This is a genomic window from Desulfotignum phosphitoxidans DSM 13687, assembly GCF_000350545.1.
GTDB classification, from domain to species: domain Bacteria; phylum Desulfobacterota; class Desulfobacteria; order Desulfobacterales; family Desulfobacteraceae; genus Desulfotignum; species Desulfotignum phosphitoxidans.
The window spans coordinates 81,953-102,388 of the sequence record NZ_APJX01000006.1 but is presented as its reverse complement, the minus strand read 5'-3'; the positions used below and the strand labels follow the sequence as shown (position 1 = coordinate 102,388).

General features: G+C 53.3%; 19 protein-coding genes. 9 read left to right on the top strand and 10 right to left on the bottom strand.

All coding sequences use genetic code 11. The annotated features are described in order from the left end of the window. Window positions 1–25: 25 nt before the first annotated feature. The 5 genes from DPO_RS14215 to recD2 are packed head-to-tail and all read left to right on the top strand — an operon-like array spanning window position 26 to window position 6,364. The gene (locus tag DPO_RS14215) at window positions 26–478 is read left to right on the top strand and encodes an Hsp20/alpha crystallin family protein (RefSeq protein ID WP_006966747.1); all 453 of its coding nucleotides are present in this window, start codon (window positions 26–28) and stop codon (window positions 476–478) included. Window positions 479–507: 29 nt separating this feature from the next. Further along, a complete protein-coding gene (lon, locus tag DPO_RS14210) occupies window positions 508–2,862 on the top strand; it encodes an endopeptidase La (RefSeq protein ID WP_006966746.1) in 2,355 nt (784 codons plus the stop codon). Further along, window positions 2,846–3,661 carry a septal ring lytic transglycosylase RlpA family protein gene (locus DPO_RS26455; protein WP_006966745.1) on the top strand — a complete coding sequence of 272 codons (816 nt, stop codon included), beginning with the start codon at window positions 2,846–2,848 and terminating at the stop codon, window positions 3,659–3,661. The genes lon and DPO_RS26455 overlap by 17 nt, the downstream gene beginning before the upstream one ends. Window positions 3,662–3,665: 4 nt before the next feature. After that, window positions 3,666–4,232 (top strand): D-glycero-beta-D-manno-heptose 1,7-bisphosphate 7-phosphatase, encoded by a 567-nt coding sequence (gmhB, locus tag DPO_RS14200; protein ID WP_006966744.1) that lies wholly within the window; start codon window positions 3,666–3,668, stop codon window positions 4,230–4,232. Then, a complete protein-coding gene (gene recD2 / locus DPO_RS14195) occupies window positions 4,229–6,364 on the top strand; it encodes an SF1B family DNA helicase RecD2 (RefSeq protein ID WP_006966742.1) in 2,136 nt (711 codons plus the stop codon). The genes gmhB and recD2 overlap by 4 nt, the downstream gene beginning before the upstream one ends. A gap of 87 nt (window positions 6,365–6,451) precedes the next feature. Here the strand turns inward: recD2 and DPO_RS14190 are convergent, their stop codons facing one another. The 9 genes from DPO_RS14190 to DPO_RS14150 all read right to left on the bottom strand — a co-directional run bounded on the left by DPO_RS14190 (window position 6,452) and on the right by DPO_RS14150 (window position 16,120). Beyond that, on the bottom strand, window positions 6,452–7,279 hold the full coding sequence (locus DPO_RS14190) for an epoxyqueuosine reductase (RefSeq protein ID WP_006966740.1): 828 nt from the start codon (window positions 7,277–7,279) through the stop codon (window positions 6,452–6,454). Window positions 7,280–7,299: 20 nt separating this feature from the next. Continuing rightward, on the bottom strand, window positions 7,300–8,880 hold the full coding sequence (locus DPO_RS14185) for a BCCT family transporter (protein ID WP_006966738.1): 1,581 nt from the start codon (window positions 8,878–8,880) through the stop codon (window positions 7,300–7,302). 208 nt (window positions 8,881–9,088) lie between these two features. Beyond that, complete coding sequence (locus DPO_RS14180; RefSeq protein WP_236609966.1) at window positions 9,089–10,561, bottom strand: sigma-54 interaction domain-containing protein; 1,473 nt, start codon at window positions 10,559–10,561, stop codon at window positions 9,089–9,091. Between the two features lie 20 nt (window positions 10,562–10,581). Continuing rightward, a complete protein-coding gene (locus tag DPO_RS14175; protein WP_006966734.1) occupies window positions 10,582–11,097 on the bottom strand; it encodes a phosphate-starvation-inducible PsiE family protein in 516 nt (171 codons plus the stop codon). A gap of 107 nt (window positions 11,098–11,204) precedes the next feature. After that, window positions 11,205–11,975, bottom strand: coding sequence for a tryptophan synthase subunit alpha (gene trpA / locus DPO_RS14170; RefSeq protein WP_006966732.1), 771 nt, complete (start codon window positions 11,973–11,975; stop codon window positions 11,205–11,207). Further along, window positions 11,968–13,194, bottom strand: a complete 1,227-nt coding sequence (trpB, locus tag DPO_RS14165) for a tryptophan synthase subunit beta (protein WP_006966730.1) — start codon at window positions 13,192–13,194, stop codon at window positions 11,968–11,970. Before trpB ends, trpA begins: the two co-directional genes overlap by 8 nt. Window positions 13,195–13,235: 41 nt before the next feature. Further along, on the bottom strand, window positions 13,236–13,982 hold the full coding sequence (locus tag DPO_RS14160; RefSeq protein ID WP_006966727.1) for a GntR family transcriptional regulator: 747 nt from the start codon (window positions 13,980–13,982) through the stop codon (window positions 13,236–13,238). A 55-nt stretch (window positions 13,983–14,037) separates the two neighbouring features. Further along, window positions 14,038–15,318 (bottom strand): aspartate aminotransferase family protein, encoded by a 1,281-nt coding sequence (locus DPO_RS14155; protein ID WP_006966726.1) that lies wholly within the window; start codon window positions 15,316–15,318, stop codon window positions 14,038–14,040. A gap of 13 nt (window positions 15,319–15,331) precedes the next feature. Next, entirely contained in the window at window positions 15,332–16,120 is a 789-nt protein-coding gene (locus tag DPO_RS14150) for a TrmB family transcriptional regulator (RefSeq protein WP_006966723.1), read from the bottom strand. 265 nt (window positions 16,121–16,385) lie between these two features. On the opposite strand from DPO_RS14150, the gene DPO_RS14145 reads away from it, so the two are divergent. The 4 genes from DPO_RS14145 (at window position 16,386) to DPO_RS14130 (ending at window position 18,768) form a co-directional block, all read left to right on the top strand. Further along, window positions 16,386–16,841, top strand: coding sequence for a GNAT family N-acetyltransferase (locus DPO_RS14145; RefSeq protein ID WP_006966721.1), 456 nt, complete (start codon window positions 16,386–16,388; stop codon window positions 16,839–16,841). Window positions 16,842–17,244: 403 nt separating this feature from the next. After that, complete coding sequence (locus tag DPO_RS14140; RefSeq protein WP_006966719.1) at window positions 17,245–17,508, top strand: hypothetical protein; 264 nt, start codon at window positions 17,245–17,247, stop codon at window positions 17,506–17,508. A 69-nt stretch (window positions 17,509–17,577) separates the two neighbouring features. Then, window positions 17,578–18,246 (top strand): DUF1638 domain-containing protein, encoded by a 669-nt coding sequence (locus tag DPO_RS14135; RefSeq protein ID WP_006966716.1) that lies wholly within the window; start codon window positions 17,578–17,580, stop codon window positions 18,244–18,246. Window positions 18,247–18,366: 120 nt separating this feature from the next. Beyond that, on the top strand, window positions 18,367–18,768 hold the full coding sequence (locus DPO_RS14130) for an OsmC family protein (RefSeq protein ID WP_006966714.1): 402 nt from the start codon (window positions 18,367–18,369) through the stop codon (window positions 18,766–18,768). 33 nt (window positions 18,769–18,801) lie between these two features. Here DPO_RS14130 and DPO_RS14125 read toward each other — a convergent pair whose 3' ends face one another. Continuing rightward, a complete protein-coding gene (locus DPO_RS14125; RefSeq protein WP_006966712.1) occupies window positions 18,802–20,199 on the bottom strand; it encodes a sigma-54 interaction domain-containing protein in 1,398 nt (465 codons plus the stop codon). Between the last annotated feature and the right edge of the window lie 237 nt (window positions 20,200–20,436).

Here is a 20,436-nt window from a genome sequence, read left to right as displayed (position 1 = left end):
AGAACACCCTCTGCAGGAGCTTTTTATGGAACATATAGAAATTCGTTTCGGCAGCAACCTTGGTACGTACGATACCGATGAAAGATCCTTTCAAGACATGTTTCAGTCCGTAAATCCCATGTTCTGTTTTTCAAAACGGATCTGGAAACCCCAGATGGATATTTTTGAGACCCAAAATCAGATCATTATCCAGGCGGAGATCGCCGGGGTGCAAAAAGAGGATATTATTATTGAAGTCAGCAACAAAGCAGTCAAAATTTCCGGAATCAGAAAAAATGCCCGTCTGGATCCCGCAGCCACCTATCGGCTGGCTGAAATTCAGTTCGGTCAGTTCGAACGAGTCCTGTACCTTCCCTGCATGATCGATGTGGAAAAAGTCTCTGCAGTTTTTAACAACGGTTTTCTTCAACTGACCCTGGGCAAATTATTTTCACAGAATATGAAACCGGCACATGATCTGTCCATGGATTTTATCTAGCATTTCTGTTCATTCACAAAGGATAAGACATGGATGACATCAGACATTCAGCCGCTGCCATCTCCACCAATGATATTCCCGGTAAAATTCCCATCCTTCCCATTGTGGATACCAACCTGTTTCCCAAAATGGTGCTGCCTCTGGTATTGGTCCAGAAAGAGGCGATTGATCTGATTGATGAAGCCATGGCCGGCTCCCGCATGCTGGGCCTGATTCTTTCCCGAAAACCGGACCCGGGGTCAAAACACCGGGCCGAGGATCTGTTTCGCATCGGTACCGTGGCCATGATTCTGAAAATGTCCAAAATGAAGGATGAAAAAGCCCAACTGCTCATTCAGGGGCTGAACCGGTTCAAGACCGTGCAGTTTTTACAGGGCAAACCTTATCTTCAGGCAAATATCGAGGTGCTGACCTGCAAAAACCAGGATCGGAGTGTGGAAAACCGGGCACTCATGGCCAATATCGCTGAACAGTACGAAAAAATCGTCAATCTGTCTCCCGGACTGCCCGGAGAGATGGCCCATATGATCAAATCCCTGAAAGAACCCAATGTGCTGGCGGATATGGTCGCGTCCTCCATTAACGCGCCCGTGGAAGAAAAGCAGAAAGTGCTGGAAATGCTCAATGTCAACCAGCGGTTGAAAAAAGTCACCCGCCTGGTCAATGATCAGCTGGAAATTCTGGAAATGGGCTCCCGGATTCAGAACCAGGTCAAGGAAGACATGGACAAACAGCAGCGGGAATATTATCTGCGCCGGCAGCTCAAAGCCATCCGGGAAGAGCTGGGGGAAACCGACAGTGACAGCGTGGAAATCCGTGAATACCGGGCAGTGATCCAGGAAAGCCGTCTGCCGGAAGAGGCGGAAAAAGAAGCCCAGAGAGAATTGCAGCGCCTGTCCCGCATGAATCCCTCATCGTCGGAATATGTGGTGGCTTCCACCTACCTGGACTGGCTCACCAGCCTGCCCTGGCACGAGGCATCCAAAGATGTGCTGGATATCAAGTCCGCCCGGCGTATCTTGAATCAGGATCATTATGGACTGGAAAAGCCCAAAAAGCGAATTTTAGAATTTCTGGCCGTGCGAAAACTCAAGAAAAACTCCAAAGGCCCGATTCTGTGCTTCACGGGTCCCCCGGGTACGGGGAAAACTTCGCTGGGCCGGTCCATTGCAAGGGCGCTGGGCCGGGAATTTGTCCGGATTTCTTTGGGAGGCGTTCGGGATGAGGCTGAGATCCGGGGACACCGCAGAACCTATGTGGGGGCTCTTCCCGGCCGGATCATCCAGAATATTCGGAAAGCCGGAAAAAAAAATCCCGTGTTCATGCTCGATGAAATCGACAAGCTGGATTCTTCCTATCGGGGAGATCCATCCGCGGCTCTGCTGGAGGTGCTGGATCCGGAACAGAATGATTCATTCACCGATCACTACCTGGATGTGGCGTTTGATCTGTCGGATGTCATGTTTCTGACCACGGCCAATGTGATGCACACCATTCCTGCCCCGTTGCGGGACCGCATGGAAGTGCTGGAACTCAACGGGTACACCGAGGATGAGAAACACAAGATCGCCACCCGGTATCTGATTCCCAGACAACGGGATGCCCATGGGCTGACCGCCGGACAGATCCGGTTCACGCCCGGGGCCGTTAAAAAAATCATTTCCGGGTATACCCGGGAATCGGGGTTGCGGAATCTGGAACGCCGGATCGGCACGGTGTGTCGGGGGGTAGCTACAAAAATCGCTGAAGCACAGGCCGTTCATCTGGTGATCCGCCAGGATGATCTGCATGAATATCTGGGGCCGGTGCAGTATTCTCCGGATCTGGCCCTGCGCATTCACACCCCCGGTGTGGTGGTGGGTCTGGCCTGGACCCCGGTGGGCGGGGAAATTCTGTTTGTGGAAGCCGTGGCCATGAAAGGGGGCAAGGAGTTGACCCTCACGGGCCAGCTGGGAGATGTGATGAAGGAATCCGCTGCCACGGCGTTAAGTTTTATCCGGTCCCATGCTGGAAAACTGGGGGTGGAAGATACATTTTTTGATACCCATGATATCCATGTCCATGTGCCGGCCGGATCCATTCCCAAGGATGGACCGTCTGCCGGGGTTACCCTGCTGGTGGCGCTGGTATCTCTGGTCACCGGCCGGAAAGTACGGCCCCGCACAGCCATGACCGGGGAAATCACCCTTCGGGGAGAAGTGCTGCCCGTGGGCGGGATCAAGGAAAAAATCATAGCCGCCCACCGGGCCGGTGTCAAATCCGTGATTCTTCCGTTATGGAATCAAAAAGACATGGAGGATGTGCCAAGGCATATCCAGGATCAGATGAATTTTACGTTTACCGATAAAATGGAAGACATTATTTTACATGCCTTTGACTTATGAAAAAAAATATCCCCTGGTGTTGGGTATCGGCATCCGGCTGGTGTGCCTGTGTTTGTTCTGTGCCGTAAGTGCCGGATGTGCCAAATCCATTGATCCGGACCTGCCGGATAAACGCCCGGCGCCTTCCTCCCGGAAAGATTCAGGAAAAATTCCTGCCACCCAGCGGCCCTATAAAGTCCTGGGCAAGCATTATACCCCCATTGCCAGTGCCCACGGGTTTTCCGAGACCGGCATTGCCTCCTGGTACGGCAAAAAATTTCATGGCCGGAAAACCGCCAATGGTGAGACCTATGACATGTATGCCATGACCGCGGCCCACAAGACCCTGCCCATGAACACCTGGGTGGCGGTCCACAATCTGGATAACAACCAAAAAATCAAAGTGCGCATCAATGACCGGGGACCGTTTGTCACGGGCCGGATCATTGATCTGTCCTATACCGGAGCCAGAAAGATCGGCATGACGGGGCCGGGAACAGCCCGGGTCCGGGTGACCGCCCTGGGGGCCGCGACCCGATATGCTGAAAAAGAGCCCGTGGCATTCAGGGAACTGGACTACTGGACCGGCAATTTCACGGTGCAGGTGGGTGCGTTCCAGGAAAAAGCCAATGCCGACCGGTTCAGGGAAAAATTGTCCAAATCCTATCTCAACGCCCATATTATGGTGCATGAGGATCACCGGGGCCGGTTCTACCGGGTCCGCATCGGCCGGTTTTCCAGTCTCAAGGATGCCGAACGGTTCAGAGACAATCTTTTGAAAAATGACGGGTTTGCCCAGGCCTTTGCCGTGGCGGAGTAGCCGTATGGCAGCCGTGGTATTTCTGGACCGGGACGGGGTGATCAATCAGGATTCGCCTGAATATATCAAGCACCCGTCTGAATTTCATTTCATTCCGGGCAGCCGCCGGGCCATTGCAAGGCTGAACCGGTATGGATTTGACATCATTGTCATCACCAATCAGTCCATTATCGGCAGAAACATGGTCACCCGGCAGACCCTGGATTTGATTTTTGATAAAATGCACCAGGGGATTGCTGCGGCCGGAGGCCGGATCCTGGATATATTTTTGTGTCCCCACACCCCGGATGCCGGATGTGACTGCCGTAAACCAAAGCCGGAATTGATATATCAGGCAAAGGCCCGGTATGACATCGATCTGTCCCGATCCCTGTTTGTGGGCGACAGTGTCAAAGATATTCAGGCGGCCCGGAACGCGGGGTGCGGCAAGGCCGTGCTGGTGGCCACGGGAAACGGCAAACAGGCATTTGAAAAATTGACCGACCAGGGCGAACCGCCGGATTATTTCGCAGAGAACCTGATGGCGGCTGCCCACTGGATCACCCACCAACCCGGGCATTCCGTCCCATGATCACCATCAAAGGGGTGCTGTCCCGCCTGACATACCAGAACCCGGACAACCAGTACACCGTGTGCCGGATCCAGGTGGAAAAGATCCAGGACCCCATCACCGTGGTGGGATATCTGGCCGGGGTGGCTGAAGGCGAGACCCTGACCCTGAAAGGCCAGTGGGCGTCCCATCCCAAATACGGGGATCAGTTCAAAGCGGAAACCTATGAAGTCACCCTGCCGGCCACAATCTCCGGTATCCGCAGATACCTGGGCTCCGGCATGATCAAGGGGATCAGCAGATCCCTGGCAGACCGCATCGTGGACCGGTTCCAGGACCAGACCCTGGAGATCATCGAAAATCAGCCGGAAAAACTGCGGGAAGTTGCAGGTATCGGCAAGGGCAAACAGCAGATGATTGTCAAATCCTGGAACACCCATCACGCCGTGCGCCGGGTTATGCAGTTTCTCCAGGAAAACAACGTGAATGTGGCCCATGCCGGCCTGATCCTCAAAACCTATGGGGCCGGTGCCATGACCGTTCTGGAAACCGATCCGTTCCGCATTGCCATCGATATCCCGGTGATTGGGTTTGCGGCCGCCGATGCCGTGGCCCGGGCCAAAGGGGTTGAAAAAACCGACCCTGCCCGTCTGGCCGCCTGTCTGCTCTGCCAGCTGCTGACCTTTGAATCGGACGGCCATGTCTATGCCCTGAAAGAGGAACTTTTTTCTGCCTGCGCCCGCCTGGCCGGGGTGGATGCAGACCTGTTTGCCCCGGCCCTGGAAACCCTTGCCGGCAGCAAAGAGATCCGGATCTGGGAAGAACGCATCTATCTGACCCGCCTGTATGCAGCGGAAAAAGGAATCGCTGACCGGATCAATGCCCTTTTAACCATGCCGGCGCCGGAACCGCAGATCAGTCAGGAGGAGATTCTGGACCAGGTGCTGTCCGGCATGGCCGTGAAATTGTCCGATGAGCAGCTGGAGGTGGTGTGCCAGATGATGACCCGGAAAATATCCGTGATCACCGGGGGTCCGGGTACGGGCAAGACCACCCTGGTGCGCGCGTTGTGCCAGGTGTTCAAACAGCTTCGTCTCACCGTGGTTTTGGCAGCCCCCACGGGCCGGGCCGCCCGGCGCCTTTCCGAAACCACGGGCAACAAAGCGTTTACCCTGCACAAGCTGCTGGGATTTGATACGGATCAGGGCACGGTGGAACACAATTACACCAATCCCTTGAACCTGGATGTGATGGTGGTGGATGAGGCCAGCATGGTGGATACCCTTTTGATGTATCATTTGCTCCAGGCCATGCCGGCAGGTGCCAGTCTCATTCTGGTGGGAGACACGTTTCAGCTGCCGTCCGTGGGACCGGGCAATGTGCTGTCCGATATCATGGATTCAGGCCGGGTCCGGGTGTTTGCGCTGACCAAAATTTTCCGCCAGGCCCAGAAAAGTCCCATCGTGCGCCATGCCCACGATATCCGGAACGGGCAAATGCCTGATTTCAAAGCCAGGGAAGAACAGGGGCTGTCAGAGTTTTATTTTATTGAAAACCAGCACAGCGACAAAGTGGTGGCCACCATTATAGAACTGTGCGCCAACCGGATTCCCAGGACCTTTCCTCATATTACCGATTTTCAGGTCTTAACCCCCATGCACCGGGGCGAGGCCGGCACCATCAATCTCAACCAGCAGCTCCAGGCTGTCCTCAATCCGGGCAAAGGCGGGATCGACAGCCATGGCATCACGTTCCGGTCCGGGGACAAGGTGATGCATTTGAAAAATAATTATGAAAAAGAGGTGTTCAACGGCGATATCGGCCAGGTCACTGAAGTGTCCAGGGCGGACGGGACCCTGGTGGTGGACTATGACGGCCGCAGTGTGACCTATGACCTGCTGGATCTGGACGAACTCACCCTGGCTTATGCCGTTTCCGTGCACAAGTCCCAGGGCTCGGAATACGGGGCCGTGATCATCGCTTTGACCATGGCCCATTTTCCCCTGCTCCAGCGCAACCTGCTCTACACGGCCCTGACCCGGGGCAAACACCTGGTGATCCTGGTGGGATCCTCCCGGGCCGTGCACACCGCGTTTGAAAACAACCGCACCCGCCTGCGCCGATCCGGACTCAAAGACCGGCTGACCGCATAATCAAACGAAGGAAACACCCGGCGGCCCCGCCATCCCGGCCCGGAAGACAGCTCCGGGCCGGGATGAAGAGGTGGTTATTATCCAGCGTCAATGGGTGTCCGAAGATTTGACCGGTTTTCCCACCGGGCAGGCCAGCTCACATCTGCGGCAGTATTTGATGATTTTCACAGGGTCGTCAAACCCGTCAACCCGCTGTTCTTTTGCCGCGTCATTGTCTTGTTCCATCTGCATGTTGCAAAAAGGGCGGCTGTAGCTGCCGTCCCGTCCCGGAAGGATTTTTTGTCCATATTCCGCTTCCGTGTACTGCTGGGTGGCAAAAGCATTTTGAGGACAGGCCTTTCGACAGAATTCCTGACAGTTTTTACAGGGATCAAACTGCCTGGGGCCGGTAGCGATCAGGTCTGCATTCACGGTCAGGGCCCGGAGCCGCACCCGGGGACCGAATTCAGGGGTGATCAGAATATTGTTTTTGCCGATACAGCCAAGGCCTGCCATGACCGCGGCATCTTTGAGATAGGTGCCGCCCTTTTCCACGTGATAGGGCAGGTGCACGGTCTGGATGCCGAAGGTTTTTTCGATCCAGGGGCACAGGTCCCGGCAGATCTTTGCCAGGATGCGGTTGCCCGGCGGATCTTTCCGGCCGAACCACCAGTCCATCTTGGGTTCGTCTGCAGGATGGTTCACCGCAATGACAATCACTGATTTTGCATTTTCAGGCCATGCCGCTTCTCCGGGTTTCAAGCCGGAATCGGTTTTCCGGGTCCCGATGCCTTCTCCGGCATGGGGCATTTTCGGCGCAAAAGTGAAAGAAGGCGCGGATCTGAGATCTTCCACCCGGGCGATCCCAACCAGGCTGGCGCCCAACGCCGTTGCCTGCTTTAATATGGCAGCGGATGCTTGTTGCTCGATAATCATGATGTTTTCCTTTGATCCTCCTAAACAGCGGGTTTGATCTTTTCAGGAGGCAGTGCCTGGACATTTGTTTTCAAAATTTCTCCGTAATCCTCTTTAAGCCATTTCATCAGCGAGAAGACCATGAGCAGCAGTACCGGAATCAACGGCAGGGCCACCACAATGGAGGAGAGCTGCACCGCCTTGAGTGCGCCGGTAGAAAGCAGTCCCAGGGCCAGGAGTCCCAGAATGATACCCCAGAGGGTTCGGTTCCAGCGGGGCGGTTCCTCATCACCGGAAAGATTTATGGTCACCTGGGATGACAGGGTGTAGGCAGCCGAGTTCAGGGTGGTGGCCAGAAAAATGGAGCATAGAATGGTGAACACCGGGATAAAGATGTATTTGCCGCCGGGCATGGCATTGAGAATGGCCACGATGGTGACATTGTTGGACCAGCCGGATTCTTTGAGAATCGTATACACATCCAGGGCGCCCGAGGTCTGCAGATTGATGGCGTACCCGCCCCAGATGGCAAAGAAAATCCAGCAGCCCAGAGACCCGAACACCAGTTCGCCAAAGACCACCTGGCGGATGGTCCGTCCTTTGGAAATTCTGGCCACAAACAGACCCACCATGGGGGCATATGCCACCCACCAGGCCCAGTAGAACACGGTCCAGCCTTCAGGAAAGCCGCCGTTGGTAATGGGATCGGTCCACAGGCTGAGTTTGAAGAAATCAGAGAACATCAGCCCTAAAGAGTTGCACCAGTTGTTGAGGATAAAGGTGGTGGGTCCGATGATGAAAACATAAAGCAGCAGAAAATAGGCAATATAGGTGTTGAGGTCGGCCAGTCTGGCAATGCCCTTTTTCAGGCCGGCCCAGACCGTTACCGTGAACAGGGCCGTCCAGACGATGAGGACGATGATCTGGAGGGAAAAAGAGGGGGGCAGACCAGTGATTTCGCTGATCAGTGCCGTGCCTAAAGGAACGGCAAGGCCCAGGCTGGTGCCGATGCCGCCGATCATGGCAAAGATGACCACGATGTCAATCAGTTTTCCCAGAGGACCGTCAGCCCGGTTACCGATGATGCCGCGGCAGGCAGCGGAAAGCCGCAGGGCCGGAATTTTTTTCACATGAATGGCATAGGCAATGGGAAAGGTGGGCAACGCATAGATGGCCCAGGGTGTGATGCCCCAGTGAAACTGCCCGTACATCCCGGCCAGTTCACCGATCAGCCCTTTCTGGGTGTCGGGGTCCACATGCAGCATGCCGGAATTCAAATAATAGACCGGTTCGATGAATGCCCAGTACACAATGGCGATGCCGATGCCGGCGCAGAAAATCATGGCAGCCCAGGTATAGGTGGAAAATTCAGGCGTGTCATCAGGCGCTCCCAGTTTGATGTTCCCCCATCGGGACAGGCCCAGCCAGACCAGAAAAAGGACGCAGAACAGGCCGAACATCAGGAAAAGCCATTTGAAATTGTGGGTGAGTATGGCAAACAGGGTATCTACCACAGCCCGTCCCGATTCCGGGAACAAGGACAGGAGCAGACCGATAATACCCGTGACGATAACCCCGGGCCACATCAGGCTGTGATCGATTTTTTTGGACACTTCCGACATGATTTTCTCCTTCAATTAAATGGTTGTGTTGACATCCTTTATTGTATCGCTGGCTTTTGCTTTGAGCAATTTGTGTGCCGGGCAGCCGCATGGGCCTGCAACGCCTTTATAGATCAGGCGATCAAAAAATAAGCGAAAAAAAAAGAAATCAAAGGAGGGAAAATATATTTGCGGTTTTGTAAAATATAATTTACAAAGCAAACCTGTTTTACATATTTTTGTGTTTAATCTCAGCCAGAAAGTGGCGAAGCCGCAGCCTGGATATTTTGCTGCCCAGCAGCTGACGGGAAATGCCCAGGCGCCTGGCTGCCCCGGCCACATTGCCGCTGGATTGTTCCAGGGCCTGGATGATCATTTTTTTTTCCAGAGTTTTGAGCGCGGTGCACAGATCGAGATTTGCCGGTAAAGCGGATGATTCAGGTTGATGAGAATCATCCGCCGGTGTCGGATCCGGTGACGGTGAATGGGGGGGGTCCTGTTCCAGAATATTGGCAAAATAACAATGCTCCAGTTTGAGACGGGTTTCATCTCTGCCGGCGAAATTGACGGCACTTTCAATCACATGTTCCAGTTCCCGGACATTGCCCGGCCAGGGATACTGCCAGAAAAAATCAATCACCTCCGGGGCGATGTTTTGAAGGGATTTGCCCAGCTGGGTATTGTATTTTTGCAGAAAATGACGTCCAAGCTCTTCAATGTCCGGGCGCCGGTCCCGCAGGGCCGGCAGCTTGATGTATATCACGCCTAAGCGATAAAAAAGATCCATGCGAAAGACCCCGGATCGGATCAGATCCCGGGGAGACTGGTTCAGGGAGGAGATGATTTTTACGTCCAGATCGATGGTTTTGAGCGATCCCACCCGTCGCAGCTTTTTTTCCTGGAGCACCCGCAGCAGTTTGCCCTGTAAATGCAGGGGCATGGAGTTGATTTCATCCAGGAAAATGGTGCCCCCGTTGGCCTGTTCAAAAAGTCCGGCCCGGTCCACAGCACCGGTATAGGCCCCTTTTGCCGTGCCGAAAAGCAGCCCTTCAATCAGATTTTCAGGGATGGCCGCACAATTGATATCCACATAATGGCCCTTTTTTCCATAATAAAAATTGTGGATGGCCTGGGCAAACAATTCCTTGCCCGTGCCGGTCTCACCGTAGAGCATGACCGGAGACGGCGAATTTCCGGCCATCTTGGCGGTTTTTACCGCATCCACGAACCCGGGGTCGGATCCGATAATGCTGGCAAATGTATAGTGGGTGCCGTCCGCAAAGCGCTGATTGTTCTTGGGAGACAGAAAAGCCGGAATGGACCGTTCCAGAATATTGTAATCTTTTACAAAACAGATGGTGGCAAAGATCTTTTGTTTGTGAAACAAAGGAAATACGCTGTGAATGGTATTGCCCACATCGGCATTATGCGACCGGTAGGACAGCGCATAGTTGATGATGGGCTTGCCGTGTTTGAGTACCCGCATGCAGGTGGAAGAGTCATTGTTGTATTTATAAACCTGGGTGATGGGTTTGCCCAGGACATCGGCCGGGTCCATCTTGTCGATGGTGGCCTGGACCTCATTGTAAAAAATCAGGATGCCTTTGTCGTCGGTCATGAGCACGCCCAGGTCCAGATCACAGAGCAGATCCATAAACGCCAGCCTGCTGAAATCCACGCCGGGCAGGCAGAACTGTTTCACATCACATATCCGGCCGGCGATCACAGCTTTTTATCCACCCCTTCCATTTTACAATGATCCGGATTTTCAAAGCATTTTTCCGCTTCGCTGTGCAACACCGACCGGGCGTCGGCGTTTTTGACCACCAGCCAGTATCCGAAACCCATGGCAAACACCAGGGCCGCAGTGGCCAGAATGTAATCCGGCGTAACCACGGAGAAATCCAGGATGATGACTTTTCGGGCAATGGCCATCAGTGCCGTGGCCATGACAATTTTGACATGAATGACATCATCTCTGAGGTACACGGTGATGTTGATAAAGATCTCAATGGCGATCAGCACTGCCATGAATGCGCCGAATGTGGCCAGAATGTCACTGATGCTCATGAGCATGACCGGCGGGGTGCGCAGTTTCTGGTAGATCTCCCAGGCCACATCCACCACGCCCCAGAGAATGACCAGGGTCATCAGAACCGCCAGGCAGCGGACACTGAACCGGATGATAACCCGCAGTTTCTGAATCAACGGTTCTTTGGGGTTGTCCAGGTCATCCATGGGCAGACCTTTCTTGTTTTAAGGTTTCAGGTGATACCCGATGGCGTGAATTCTATGGCAAAACCCTTGGGGATGCAATAAAAAAACACCTGAAACCGATTGCCGGGTCAAGCCGAACGTGACAGTCCCTGAATAAAATCCCGGACAGCCGCCACACCGCCTTTTTCCATCACCCGGATGGTTTCAGAGCCGATCACCGCGATATCGGCCCTGCCTGCCAGAAAATCCATATCCGCCCGGTCTTTGATACCGAATCCCACGGCCAGGGGAACGGAAGCCGCCTTTCGGCACCGGGCCAGGTATTGGGCCAGATCATCGGACAAATCAGTCTGTGCGCCGGTCACGCCTTTTCTGGCCAGACAATAGATGAACCCGGAAGCAATGGATGCGATCTGTGCCATGCGGGCATCACTGGTACCGGGTGAAAACATCTGTATGGGAGACAACTGGTTTTTTTTCATGGCCTGGAGGTATTCCGCGCCTTCCTCCATGGGCAGATCCGGGACAATGGCACCGGTCAGGCCGATGTTTGCGGTGGTTTTTGCAAACGCTGCCATGCCGAATCTGTAAGGGATGTTGGCATAGGTCATGAACAGAAAGGGAATGGGATATCTTGCTGCCATGTCTTTGGCAAATGCCAGGCATTTTGCCACGGTGGCGCCTTGCTCCAGGGCTTTCTGGTTGGCCTTGAGAATCACGGGTCCGTCTGCCATGGGTTCGGAAAACGGAATCTGCAGCTCCATCAAATCCACGCCGGCCGCCACCATGTGTTTCACCATGGCATGGCTGTCGTCAAAACTGGGATATCCCATGACAATGTGGGTCATGAGCAGCAGGTCTTTTTGTTTCTGTTTGTCACGGATATAGGATTCAAGCATGGTATTGTGCCGCCTTTGTCTGAATAAAGGTTTTCCATTCAGGGTCGTTCAGGACGTCGGCCACTGTGAAGATATCCTTGTCGCCCCTGCCGGACTGGTTGATGATGATAATCTGGTCTCTGGACAGGGTCGGGGCTTCCCGGAACGCCCCGGCAAAGGCATGGGCCGATTCCAGGGCCGGGATGATGCCTTCGGATCTCATGGTCAGCTTCAGGGCATCCACCACTTCCGCGTCTGTGGCGCTTTCAAACCGGGCGGTTTTAGTTTCATGCATGTGGGCCAGAATGGGGGATACCCCCACATAATCCAGGCCGGCGGAAATGGAGTGGGTTTCTTTCATCTGCCCGTCATCATCCTGGAGAAAATAGGTTTTGTATCCCTGGGCAATGCCGGCACCGGCATCGGTGGAAGACAGGCGGGCCGCATGAAATCCCGTGTCAATGCCTTTGCCGCCGGCCTCCACGCCCACCAGTTCCACAGGGTCATCCAGAAAACCGGCAAACAGGCCCAAAGCATTGGACCCTCCGCCCACACAGGCATACACCCGGTCCGGCAGCCGGCCTTCCAGGTCCAGAATCTGCTGTTTGGCTTCAATGCCGATAATGGACTGAAACCAGGCCACCATCTCCGGAAACGGGTGGGGGCCGCAGGCGGTTCCCAGCACATAATGGGTGGTGTCCATATTTGTCACCCAGTCCCGGAACGCCTGGTTGATGGCATCCTTGAGGATTTTGGTGCCGTCGGTCACCGGCACCACGGTGGCGCCCAGCTGCTCCATCCAGAACACATTGGGCCGCTGGCGCATCACATCTTTTTCCCCCATGTAAATGGTGCAGTCAAACCCGAATTTGGCGGCCATGGTGGCGCAGGCCACTCCGTGCTGACCGGCCCCGGTTTCCGCGATCACCCGGGTTTTGCCCATTTTTTTCACCAAAAGCCCCTGGCCCATGACATTGTTGGCTTTGTGGGCCCCGGTGTGGTTCAGGTCCTCGCGCTTAATATAAATTTTTGCACCATCAAAATGTCGGGTGAGGTTGGCGGCGAATGTCAAGGGCGTGGGCCGGCCGGAATATTGCGCCATCAGGGTTTCATACTGGTTCCGGAATCCGGGATCGGTTTTGGCCGATTCAAACACGGATACCAGTTCGTCAAACGTGGGAATCAGGATTTCAGGCAGAAATGCGCCGCCGAAACCGCCGTAATAACCGCGGTGTTTCATGATTTGGGGTTCCTTGATGCAACAGGTTGATAAAAATCGGGTCATGACAGGTTCCCGATGGTCTGGGAAAAGGCGAACCGGTCGGTCCGGCAGTAGAGCACCCCGTAAACAGCCGTGGGTGCATCGGGAAAATTCAGCTCCCGGAACACGGTGAGCACGGGAGTGTCGGACGTCAGTTCCAGCCACCGGGCCGTGACCGGATCCGGTGGGGCCACCGTGAAGACCTGGGTACCGCTTTCCGGGGCCAGGTGATATTTTTCAGCCACGGTCCGGGACAAAGACTCCGTGCCCAGATCCACACGGTCCAGACCCCGGAACAGTTCCGGATCCAGGAAAATATCTTCCTTGAGCACGGGGGTGTTCTGGGCCCGGATCAACCGGGACAAAAAATATGCGGATGCGTGGTTGAACGGGTTGTCCGGCTGATTTTCCACGGACATCCGCGTGACCGGGGTGACAATGGTTTTTTCAATGGTGATACCCCGGGTGAAAAACGCCTGGGACGTGCCGGCCAGGGAAAACAGGTCCACTTTGGGGGCCGGAGACTGCACAAAAGTGCCGGCACCGCGTTTGCGCAGGATCAGATTTTTGTGCACCAGCACATCCATGGCCTGGCGCACTGTGGGGCGGCCGATATGGTACTGCCGGGCCATGGCCGTTTCCGAGGGGATCGCCTGACCGGGCGGGTATTCCCCGGATCGGATCCGTTCAGAAATAATCTCTGCCAGCTGGTGGTACAACGGCACAGGTGAGTTGGGATTGAGCATGGTGTCCTCAATATGGGTCATGAATTTGAGGACACCCTAAAAGATATCTGTCAAGTTGTCAAGACATATTTACAGATTACTCGATCAGCACTTTTTCCAGCCGGTCCACCAGAAAATCCATTTCCTCCTCATTGATCACCAGGGGCGGGGAGATGCGGATGGTATGCCCGTGGCTGTCATTGACCACCACGCCCAGCTTCAGCAGTTTGCGGCAGAAATCCATGGCATTGCCGTCTTTCACTTCAATGCCGATGAACAGGCCTTTGCCCCGGACCTCTTTGACATGAACAGACCGGTCGGCAATTTCCTGGATCCGCTGTTTGAGAATGTCTCCTTTCCGGGCCGCCTGCTCTGCCAGTTTTTCTTGTTCAAACACCTTGAGAGAAGCGGTTCCGGCCACACAGGCCAGTGGATACCCCCCGAACGTGGACCCGTCCGATCCTTTGGAGAACACCATGTCCATGAGTGCGGCATTGGTGATGAACACGGACAGGGGCACCAGACCCCCGGACAGGGCTTTGCCTAAGATCACGCCGTCGGGCACGATGTTTTCATGCTCAAAACAGAATTTTTTGCCGGTCCGTCCCATGCCCACCTGGATTTCGTCCGCCACCAGCAGCAGATCATTTTCATCGCACAGCTTGCGAAGCCCTGCCAGAAATCCTTTGGGCGGAATGATCATGCCCCCTTCCCCCTGGAACGGTTCCACCAGAATGCCGCAGGTGTTGGGGGTGACGGCGTTTTTCACGGCATCGAGATCGCCGAATTCCACAGACACGAATCCCGGGGTCAAAGGACCGAACCCTTCTTTGTATTTTTTTGAGGAGGAAAAAGAGACCACGGAAATGGTCCGGCCGTGGAAGTTGTTGTTGAACACAATGATCTCCTGGTTGCCGTCCGGGATGCCTTTTTGCTTGAACCCGTAATACCGCATGGTTTTGATGGCGGTTTCCACGGATTCAACGCCCCCGTTTTTGGGGAGCACCTTGTTGCCGTGACTCCCGAACCGCGGGGCCATCTGGGGCGCGAACCGGGCCGCTTCCGACAGAAAAACGCCCAGGGGATCCGTAAACACCACATTGGACAGCACAGACGCGTAATGGCCGGTCAGCGCATCCATGACCGCGCCCGTGATGGCCGGGTGATGATGGCCGGGATTGGCTGCGGAATAGGCGGCCAGGCAGTCCAGATATTTGTTGCCTTTGTCATCGGTGAGCCAGCAGCCTCTGGCGTGCCGGACCACCACTTGAATGCGCTCATAGTGGTGGGCACCGAAATCGTTTTCCATATGAAAGATGGCATCGTCGGTTTTATCGGAAAAACCGGTGAAATCATGTAGTTTTTTCATGGGGGTCATGGTGTTTGTCTCCTTAATTGTCTGTTTTTATGAGCCGGTATAATTGTTTTTCTTCATGTGTGAGTCCCAGGTGCCGGTCCAGGGTTTTTTCCAGAAAACAGTGGTAAAAATCATGTCTGAGGCTGTCTCGGTTGGCAATGACAAACCAGGGGTTCCGGGTCCAGTTGATGGGGGAACTGTCTTCGTTGTCCACTTCAAAAATGCCCACCAACGCTTCATTTTTATCGGTGATGATGTCAAAGGATCGGCCACCGATGGTCTGGATCAGGTTTTGATGGTCCGGGTGGGTGACCTGCACGGAAAACCGTTTCGGGATATCGCCCATGGCGATGTAACGGATGGCCACGCCTTTTTTTTGTGCTTTGATCAGATCCTTGGACAGATGGCGGTCCGCCTCGGGAAACAACCGGGCGTAAATCTCTTTTTCTGCCCCCTGAATCATGTGCCGGGCTTTTTCCATGACATTGTCATACCCGGTCAAAGTCCAGATGAACTCCAGATCGTTTTTCCGGTCTGCCCGGGCGATCTCGGCTTCAAACGCCTGGATGTTGGATTCAAAGTCCCGCCGAAGCCGGCGCACCAGTTCATCCACGGGCAAGGGTGCATACTGACCCGTGTTGACCTCGATCACAAATCCTTTGGCTGAAAGGCTTCGCAGCACATCGTAGATTCGCGATCTGGCAATGCCTGAGACTTTACTGAGTTGAGATCCGTTGGCCGGATGGTTTCCCAGAAGCGCCATGTAACAGGCGGCTTCGTATTGGGAAAACCCCAGATCCCTGAGTTTGGATTTGTTTTTCAATGATCCGTTCCTGACCTGATTTTATGTGATTCTATATGTTGCTACTCTTATAGCAACATATAGAATAGTATGTTCAGTTGTCAAGTATTTTTATTGACAAGAATATGGATGCAGGCGTACAAATTAATTAGATACCTCTGATGATCTGAAAACTTCCGGTTAGCAATTCCTGACTGAACGTGCCTGCTTGAAAAATATGACTGCCTGTCTGAAGGCGGTTCTGTCCATAACTTGATATGGATAAATTTCCATGAAAGGAGGCCTTATGAAAACAAACAACATTACCATCCGGCTGATGAAAAATGAAGATTTTGATGCGGTGGTCCGGATTGACACCAAAGTGCTGGGCACTGCCAGGCCTGATTATTATGTGAAAAAGTTCCAACGGCTCATCAAATCCAACGACTGTATCGAAACCTCTCTGGTGGCTGAGGATGAAAACAAAAAAGTGGTGGGATTCATTATGGGTGAACTTGTTATCGGGGATTTCGGTATCTGCAATGATGATGCGACACTGGATACGATGGGGGTGGACCCGGAATTTCAGCGCCAGGGGATCGGGAAAAAACTGATCAATGACTTTGTGCTTCACCTGGAACAGCTGGAAGTTCGAAAACTCCACACTCTGGTGGACAAAAACGACAGTCGCCTGATGGGGTTTTATTCTTCCAGTCATTTCAGTCCTTCTGAAACGTTTGTCAATATGGAACGGATGGTTTGAATTTGAACGGTACCTATCTGTGGGAAAGATATCAGTGTGTTTTTTATAAGTGCAGGCAAAGGATTGCATTCTTGCGTCTGAAAAACGGGAGGGGGTGGTAACGTTACTGTTTTTGAAAATAGGTAACGTTAACGGGTGCCAACCGGTGAAAGAGAGTGCTCACCGTGAACATCAGATATCAGAAGACCCATGCCAGTCGGGTGGGGTATTTAAAAAAAGCAATCATTTTTTGTCTGGTATGAATTGTGCATTATTAATTCCCGGTGATCAGATCAAGTAATGGCATTTACTTACCTCCATCATCTGACTCCGCCTTAGGGATGCCGGGACCGCTTGATACCGCCAGGAGCGGTCCCGGTAATCCCCAAGGAATTCCGAAAATTTACAGGAAAGGAGGCCGCCGATGTATGCATTAATTTATGATGATCCGGATCAGAAAAAAACGTTAAAAAAGGTGATTTCGGTTCATAAAAGCAGAAACGATGCGGAACAGGCCCTTTACCGGCGACGCGAAGACCTGCACCGGCCGATCTTGGAATGCCATACCCGCATTGTGTGGGTAGACAGGGCCGTGTCAGCCGGAGAAAAACTAATGGCAAAGGATTTCGCTGACTGGAAAAAAGGTGAAAAAATTCCTGTAGGTGAGTTATACAGTGATGAAGACTGAACAAAAGACCACTTCTTCAGGCGTGGTTCAAAGTCCCCGACCCACACACTCAAATCAAGGGAGATCCGAATGACACAGTCATTTTCAGATACGGCAATCGTGGCATGTGGCACCATACGTCCGGAAATCGAATTTCTGACAGCAAAAAACTTTATAGACACCGACCATATTTATTTTACCACCCCCGGTCTTCACCAGGACATCCGGGAACTGGAACGCCAGCTGGGCAAAACCATTGAAAAAGCAAAATCCCGGGCCAAAGGGGTGATTGTGGTGTACGGAGGCAAATACTGCTATGTCAATGCCGATGAACCCACCCGGCTGATGGCCAACGTGATTTCAGAATATGGTCCAGAGGTCGTGCGGATTCAGGCCAGTCACTGCATGGGCATGCTGGCCGGTCAGGATGAGATGGACCGGATTGCTCAGGAAGTTGCCGGCGGGGAGCCGGTCTGGTTCATGACCCCGGGGTGGGTGAAATTCCGGAAACTGGTGTTCAAGGGCTGGGACAAGGGCATTGCCAACGAGAATTTTCCCCGTCATACGGGCGGGGCTGTGGTGCTGGACGGCATCGGATTCATGGATGACTACATGGAAAAAGATCCTGAGGGATTTCTGGAATATTGTGACTGGATGGGCATTCCCATGCAGGCCTATCCCATCACCCTGGACCGGTTCAAGTCCCTGTTGACCGATCAACTGGCTGTTCTGACAGCGAATCAGGCAGCCATACAATAAGTTTCGATCCGGACCCGGTCTGGCGCAAAATCATTTGCAATCCCTGTGATCCTGATTATAGTATGCGGCAAAGTGAGAGTTGATTACACCTGAGATCCTGCTGACAAAGGAGCGATGCCCATGACCATGGAAATTGAATTTCCCGGCAATAAAAAAGTCAACGCCCGGTACAACGGGTTTACCATTGAAACCGACCAGGCCAGAGAAGAAGGAGGCGACGGCAGTGCGCCCGAGCCGTTTGACCTGTTTCTGGCATCCATGGGCACCTGTGCCGGTATTTATGTGATCTATTTTTGTGAAGAAAGAAAGATCGATACCACGGGGTTGAAAATGTCTTTGTCTTTTGACAGAAACGAACAGACCCATTTGATTGAAAATGTGAATATTGATATCAGCCTGCCCCCGGGGTTTCCCAAAAAATACCGATCCGCGATTATCAAAACCGCCGGGCTGTGCACGGTAAAACGCAATATTCTTAAAGCCCCCGAGTTTAAAGTCACCGCACAGATCCGGGAATCGTAACCTGTTTATACGGCATGGGTAATTGACGGCGGTTCATACCGACAATTCCCGCGTCAGATCGATGCCGTATTTTTTCATGCGGTTCCATACCGTGACCCTTGAGATATTCAGGCGCCGGGCCGCCTGGGTCTGGTTGCCCCGGGACTGTTTCAGCGCCTGAATCAGGGCTGTTTTTTCATCCGTTGCCGGAGACAGGGTTGTTTGTGTGGCATCTTGTGGGTGGTTCGCAATATTGCCGGCCGCCAGTTGCCGGGGCAGGTGGTGCCGCCCGATGGTGGTGTGGTCCGCCACCACAAACGCGTATTCCATGGCGTTTTTCAGTTCCCGGATATTGCCCGGCCAGGGATAGTCCATGAACAACGCCATGGTGGAATTGTCCAGGCCCTGAATCGTTTTGCCCGTTTTTTTGTTGAGGCGCCGGATAAAGGTACGGGTCAGCAGAGGAATATCCTGTTTTCTTTCCCGCAGCGGGGGCAGGTGAATGGGAATGACATTGATTCTGAAAAACAGATCCTGCCGGAACCGGTCCTGTTGGATCAAATTTTCCAAGTTTTTGTTGGTGGCTGTGATGATCCTTACATCCGTGCGGATGGGAGAGATATCCCCCACCCGTTCAAACTGCCCGGATTCCAGGACCCGGAGCAGTTTGGTCTGCAGCGAGATGGGAATGTCACCGATTTCATCCAGAAAAATATCCCCGTGATTGGCAGCTTCGAACCGGCCGATGCGGCTGTTGAACGCCCCCGTGAATGCGCCTTTGACATGCCCGAATAATTCACTTTCCAAAACAGCGTCATTCAGGGCTGCGCAGTTAAGTTGAACAAACGGTCCGTTCTTCCGGGTCCCGCACAAATGGATGGCATTGGCCACCAGCTCCTTGCCTGTGCCGCTTTCCCCTAAGATAATGACCGGTGCCGTGCTTTCCGCCGCTTTTTTGATCATTTCAACCACCTGACGCATGGGCTGGGATCGCCCCACAATGCCGTAAAACTCATCTTCCTGGTTAAAGTGTCTGGATAAAAAAAGGACTTTTTCATCCAGTTTGGCCAGTTCTGAAATATCGGTCAAAGTTTCCACCACGCCCACCACAACCTGGTTTTCGTCCCGCAGCACGGAGGCGTTTTTCAATACCTGCAAAAAACTGCCGTCTTTGCGCCGGATCAGGCACCGGCATTTTTTCATGTCCTGCTGCCCCGGCTCGAACAGCTTGCACCAGATCGAGTTTTTCCGGGTCTGCATGAACCGTTCGCACGCATCACACCCCAGCATGGTACAGGACATGCCCATGGCCTGGGCGGCATCATATCCGGTCAGGGTTTCAAAGGCTTTGTTTACCATGAGAATCCGTCCTTCCGGCCCGATAAACATCAGTCCGTCATTGATGGTGTTGACAATCTTTTTCCAGAAGGTGTTCATGTCATGTTCTTTCACGGGCGGATTCCTTTACAGTCTGATCAATCAATTAAACAGGTGTTAAATATACTGTTAAAATTTAACACCTGTTTAATACCACTGAAGATGCTTTTAAGTCAACCATATGGGTGTGTTATTATTTTTTTCTTTGGATTTCAAAGCGTTATCAAATACATGGGCCTGGTTTGTTTCCAGGCATGCGGGTTGCAGACCAGATATCTGTAAAAATCCAGGCCGGGGTGCCGGCAGATAATC